Annotated in this window: 5 protein-coding genes; all 5 read left to right on the forward strand. The window is 70.9% G+C overall.

Translation table 11 applies throughout. The annotated features are described in order from the left end of the window. The coding region (locus AC2W7A_RS08815; protein WP_485991034.1) for a PP-loop family protein at positions 1-738 on the forward strand (738 nt) is incomplete at its 5' end. A gap of 91 nt (positions 739-829) precedes the next feature. Beyond that, a complete protein-coding gene (gene hpt, locus AC2W7A_RS08820) occupies positions 830-1,381 on the forward strand; it encodes a hypoxanthine phosphoribosyltransferase (RefSeq protein WP_485991035.1) in 552 nt (183 codons plus the stop codon). Positions 1,382-1,747: 366 nt separating this feature from the next. Then, positions 1,748-3,823, forward strand: a complete 2,076-nt coding sequence (gene ftsH, locus AC2W7A_RS08825) for an ATP-dependent zinc metalloprotease FtsH (RefSeq protein WP_485991037.1) — start codon at positions 1,748-1,750, stop codon at positions 3,821-3,823. A 274-nt stretch (positions 3,824-4,097) separates the two neighbouring features. Continuing rightward, on the forward strand, positions 4,098-4,700 hold the full coding sequence (gene folE / locus AC2W7A_RS08830) for a GTP cyclohydrolase I FolE (protein ID WP_485991038.1): 603 nt from the start codon (positions 4,098-4,100) through the stop codon (positions 4,698-4,700). 42 nt (positions 4,701-4,742) lie between these two features. After that, positions 4,743-5,563 (forward strand): dihydropteroate synthase (folP, locus tag AC2W7A_RS08835; RefSeq protein ID WP_485991036.1); only part of this gene is annotated, 821 nt, incomplete at its 3' end.

Here is a 5,563-nt window from a genome sequence, read left to right on the forward strand (position 1 = left end):
AGGTCCTGCTCGCCCTCGCCCGCGGCTCCGGGACACCGGTCCCTCGCCGGGATTCCCGCCCGGCGGCGGCTGGCCACCGGCGTCGAGCTGGTGCGCCCGCTGCTGGGGCTGACCCGCGCGGACACCGAGGCCGTCTGCGCCTGGGGCGGCGTGACCTGGTGGGCCGATCCCATGAACACCGATCCCGACGTCCGCCGTGTCCGGGTCCGGGAGACGGTGCTGCCTCTGCTCGAGGACGAACACCGCGGCCTGGGCGCCGGAGTGCGGGCCGGGCTGGTGCGCTCCGCGGCCATCGCCGCCGAAGACGCCGCCGCCCTCGAGTCCTGGGCGGAACGCGAGCTCGCCGCCCTCAGGCTCGACGATGCCTTAGACCTGCCTCCATTGGCCTCCGAGGAACCCGGACGAGAGTCGCCCACAGACGCCGCCCCGTCCCGCCGCCGGATCGCCCTGGACCTCGACGGGCTCGCCGCCCTCCCGGCCGCAGTCCGCCACCGGATCTACGCCCGCGCCGCCGCCCTGACCGGGGCCGACCCCACCACCCGCGAACGGCTCCTGGCGGTGGACGCCCTCGTCACGCAGGCCCGCCGGGGCGGCACATCGGCGGGCCCCGTCCAACTGGGCGGAGGCACCCAGGTGAGGCGCCGTCGTCGGGAAGCCGCCGGAGGCGGAACAGGCGCGGGCGCGGGCGCGCGCACATGTGCAAGACTGGAGTTCCACCCCGACCCCGCGGTCGACTGAACGCGTCCGCCGGAGGCCCGCCGACTCCGCGGCCCGCCCCCGCCAGGACGTCCACACCTGTCACCTCACACCCCTACAGGAGCGGCGCAGCATGGATGCCAACGACGTCCGGGACGATCTTCTTCACGTCCTCATGACCAAGGAGGAGGTGCAGGAGACCATCGAGTCCCTGGCCGCCCGCATCGACGAGGACTACCAGGGCAAGGACCTGCTGATCGTGGCCGTCCTCAAGGGTGCCGTCATGGTGGTCGCGGACCTGACCCGGGCGCTGAAGTCCCACGTGGAGATGGACTTCATGGCCGTCTCCTCCTACGGCTCCGGCACCAAGTCCTCCGGCGTGGTGCGGATTGTGAAGGACCTGGACACGGACCTGATGGGCCGCGACGTGCTCATCGTGGAGGACATCATCGACTCCGGCCTCACCCTGTCCTGGCTGAAGACCAACCTCGAGTCCCGCAACCCGAACTCCGTGGAGATCTGCACCCTGTTGCGCAAGCCGGACGCCATGAAGGTGGAGATCGACGTGAAGTACGTGGGCAAGGACATCCCGAACGAGTTCGTGGTGGGCTACGGCCTGGACTACGCCGAGAAGTACCGCAACCTGGACTTCGTGGGCACGCTGGCCCCGCACGTGTACTCCTGAGGTCGCCGGGCGCGCAGTGCACTGCGTGCAGGCGCGTTGCTGTCCTGCACATGGCCGCTTTCAGAGCCTGATGGGCGCTGAGAGCGGCCATGTGCGCGCCAGCAACGAGACAGGGGCCTGGGTGAGGTGCGGGGCGGCGGCTGGGCGGGGCCTCTCTGCCCACGCACCGCGACCCCCGCGCCACACCGCACCCCCACCTGTCCACCTGCGGCGAACTCACGGCCGCCGCTGGGCACCGCGTCCGCCCAGGCCGGTAACGTAGTCCACCGGACCAGTGCACCCGGCCCAACGAGCAGGCCGAGTTCAGGACAGGAGCGTGGCCACGTGGCGGACAAGAACGCCGGCTCGAAGGACAAGCCTTCGGGCCTGAAGAAGTTCCTCCAGGGACCCTTCTTCTGGATCCTGCTCGCCCTGGTGGTGCTCGGGTTCGTGATCCCCACCGTCATGCAGCCGCAGCGCGAGGCCGTGGACACGAACGTCGGCATGACGCTGCTGAAGGAGAACAAGGCCACCGAGGCGCTCATCTCGGACGGCGACCAGCGCGTGGACCTCACCCTCCGTGAGAACTACAAGCAGGAGGGCAAGGACCTCGGCAAGGAGGTCTACTTCTACTTCTCCGAGGCCCGCGCGGAGAACGTGGTCGCGGCCGTGGACGAGTCCTCGCTGGACGGCTATCAGGACGAGCCGGAGCGCTCGAACTGGTTCCTCTCGATGCTCGGCCTGGTGCTGCCGTTCATCATCATCCTGGGGCTGTTCTGGTTCCTGATGTCCCGTATGGGCGGCGGAAACTCCAAGGTTATGCAGTTCGGCAAGTCCCGGGCGAAGCTGATCAACAAGGACAACCCGGACGTGCTGTTCAACGACGTCGCCGGCGCGGACGAGGCCGTGGAGGAGCTCCATGAGATCAAGGAGTTCCTGACCGAGCCGCAGCGCTTCCACGCGGTCGGCGCGAAGATCCCGAAGGGCGTCCTGCTCTACGGCCCTCCCGGCACCGGCAAGACCCTGCTCGCGAAGGCCGTGGCGGGCGAGGCGAACGTCCCGTTCTTCTCCATCTCCGGCTCGGACTTCGTGGAGATGTTCGTGGGCGTCGGCGCCTCCCGTGTCCGTGACCTGTTCGAGCAGGCGAAGCAGAACGCCCCGGCGATCATCTTCGTGGACGAGATCGACGCGGTCGGCCGTTCGCGCGGCGCCGGCATCGGCGGCGGCAACGACGAGCGCGAGCAGACCCTGAACCAGATGCTCGTGGAGATGGACGGCTTCGACGCCTCCACCAACGTCATCATGATCGCGGCCACCAACCGCCCGGACGTCCTGGACCCGGCGCTGCTCCGCCCGGGCCGCTTCGACCGGCAGATCCCGGTGGAGGCCCCGGACCTGGACGGCCGCACGAAGATCCTGGAGGTGCACGCCATGGGCAAGCCGATCGCCCTGGACGTGGACCTGCGCACCATCGCCAAGCGGACCCCGGGCTTCACGGGTGCGGACCTGGCGAACGTCATCAACGAGGCGGCGCTGCTGACGGCCCGCTCGCACAACAACGTCATCGACGCCACCGCCTTCGACGAGGCCGTGGACCGTGTCATGGCCGGCCCGCAGAAGCGCACCCGCCTCATGAACGAGCACGAGCGCAAGGTCACCGCCTACCACGAGGGCGGCCACGCCCTGGTGGCCGCGGGCCTGCGCCACTCGGCTCCGGTCACGAAGATCACCATCCTGCCCCGCGGCCGCGCGCTGGGCTACACCATGGTGGTCCCGGAGAACGACAAGTACTCGATCACCCGCAACGAGCTGCTGGACCAGCTGGCCTACGCGATGGGCGGCCGCGTGGCGGAGGAGATCGTGTTCCACGACCCCTCCACGGGCGCCGCGAACGACATCCAGAAGGCCACCGAGACCGCGCAGAAGATGGTCACCGAGTACGGGATGTCCGCGAAGGTGGGCGCCGTGAAGCTGGGCGGCGAGAACTCGGAGGCGTTCGGCCACGGCAGCGGCGGCTCCGGCCGCGGCTACTCGGAGGAGCTGGCCTACCTGGTGGACGCGGAGGTCCGCCAGCTGATGGACGCCGCACACGCGGAGGCCCACTGGGTGCTCACGGAGAACCGGGACGTCCTGGACCGCCTGGCCTACGAGCTCCTCGAGCACGAGACGCTCAACCAGGAGGAGGTCGCCGAGATCTTCAAGGACGTCCGCCAACGGGATCCGCGTCCGGTGTGGCTCGCCTCTGACGACCGTCCGAACCAGGACCTGCCGCCGGTGCTCTCCCCGCAGGAGCGCCGCTCGCGCCTGGGCGACGGCGAGCAGGAGCCGGTGGGCGTCGAGTCCACCACCGTCCCCGGCCACGCCCCGGACGCCCCGCCCACCACGGCCGGACCGGACCAGGGCGGCATGCCCGGTGAGGGCGGCCCCGACCTTCCCGGAGCAGGCCATGACCCGATCCACTGATCCACGCGACCGCCACGGCGCCGGCGGGGACCACGCCGGCCGCGACGCCTGGCCGGAGGACTGGATGGAGAGCGGCGCCTGGCCGGAGGCCTCGGCCCCGGTTCCGCAGGAGCCGCAGGTGACCGGCGCGGACACGGATCCGGTGCTCGCCTCCTCGTCCCCGCAGGCTCCGCTGCCCGACGACGGCGCCCTCGCCTCCGCCTGGCACGGCACCTCGCATGCGCCCCACCAGGGCGTCCCGCAGGACACCGACCAGGGTGACGGAGCCGACGTCGTGACGGGGGTTCCGGGCAGCTTCGACCCGCAGCAGACCACCGTGGACCGTCCGCGGATCGAGCGCGCGGTGCGCGAGATCCTCGAGGCGATCGGCGAGGACCCGGACCGCGAGGGCCTGCAGGACACCCCGAAGCGGGTGGCGAAGGCCTACGCGGAGTTCTTCGCGGGCCTGCACCAGTCACCGGACCAGGTGCTAAGCACCACGTTCGACATCGCACACGACGAGCTGGTGCTGGTCAAGGACATTCCGTTCTACTCGACCTGTGAGCACCACCTCGTCCCGTTCCACGGCACCGCGCACATCGGCTACATCCCGGCCGCCGAAGGGCGTGTGACCGGCCTGTCCAAGCTGGCCCGTCTGGTAGAGCTCTACGCGCGCCGCCCGCAGGTGCAGGAGCGGCTGACCACGCAGATCGTGCAGGCGCTCGAGGAGCATCTGCGCCCGCGCGGGGCGATCGTGGTGATCCAGGCCGAGCACATGTGCATGTCCATGCGCGGCGTCCGCAAGCCCGGTGCGAAGACCGTCACCTCGGCGGTCCGCGGTCAGCTGCGCGATCCCTCCACCCGCTCCGAGGCGATGAGCCTGATCCTCAACGGGTGAGCGCGGACGCCGCCCGGGGGCCGCTCTGACAGAATGGGGGCCATGACCGCCGAGGACCAGACGCCCGCCCTGCTGCACCGCCTTCCGGCTGGCCGCACGCTCGTCATGGGCGTCGTGAACGTCACGCCGGACTCCTTCTCCGACGGTGGCAGCCATGACACCGTCGCCGGTGCGATCGAGCACGGCCGCGCGCTGATCGCCGCCGGTGCGGACATCGTGGACGTGGGCGGCGAGTCGACCCGGCCTGGCGCCACCCCGGTCTCCCCGGAGCAGGAGCAGCAGCGCATCCTCCCGGTGGTCGAGGCGCTGCTCGGCGAGGACGCCGTGCTCTCGGTCGACACGATGCACACCGCCACCGCCCGCGCCGCTCTGGCGCTGGGGGACGTGATCGTCAACGACGTCTCCGGCCTGCACCACGAGCCGGACATGCCGGCGCTGATCGCCGAGACGGGCGCCCCGTACATCCTCATGCACAACCGGGGCACCCCCACCACCATGGATTCCCTCGCGGACTACGGGGATGTGGTGGAGGACGTGCTCGCCGAGCTGATCGAGGTCAGGCAGCGCTTCTACGACGCCGGTGTGGCCCCCGCGCAGATCATCATGGACCCTGGTCTGGGCTTCGCGAAGGCCGGGGAGCAGAACTGGACCCTGCTGCGCGGCCTGGATCGCCTCACCGCCCTCGGCCACCCCGTGCTGGTGGCCGCCTCCCGCAAGCGCTTCCTGGGCACCCTCCTGGAAGGCCAGCCGGGACACCACCTCGACGACGGCGCCACGCCGCCCCCGGCCCAGCGTGACGCCGCCACGGCCGCACTGTCCGCCCTGTCCGCGCTCCACGGCGCGTTGGGGCGGTGCGGGGCGCA

It is taken from the genome of Micrococcus sp. LASM2_SD2, assembly GCF_057364565.1.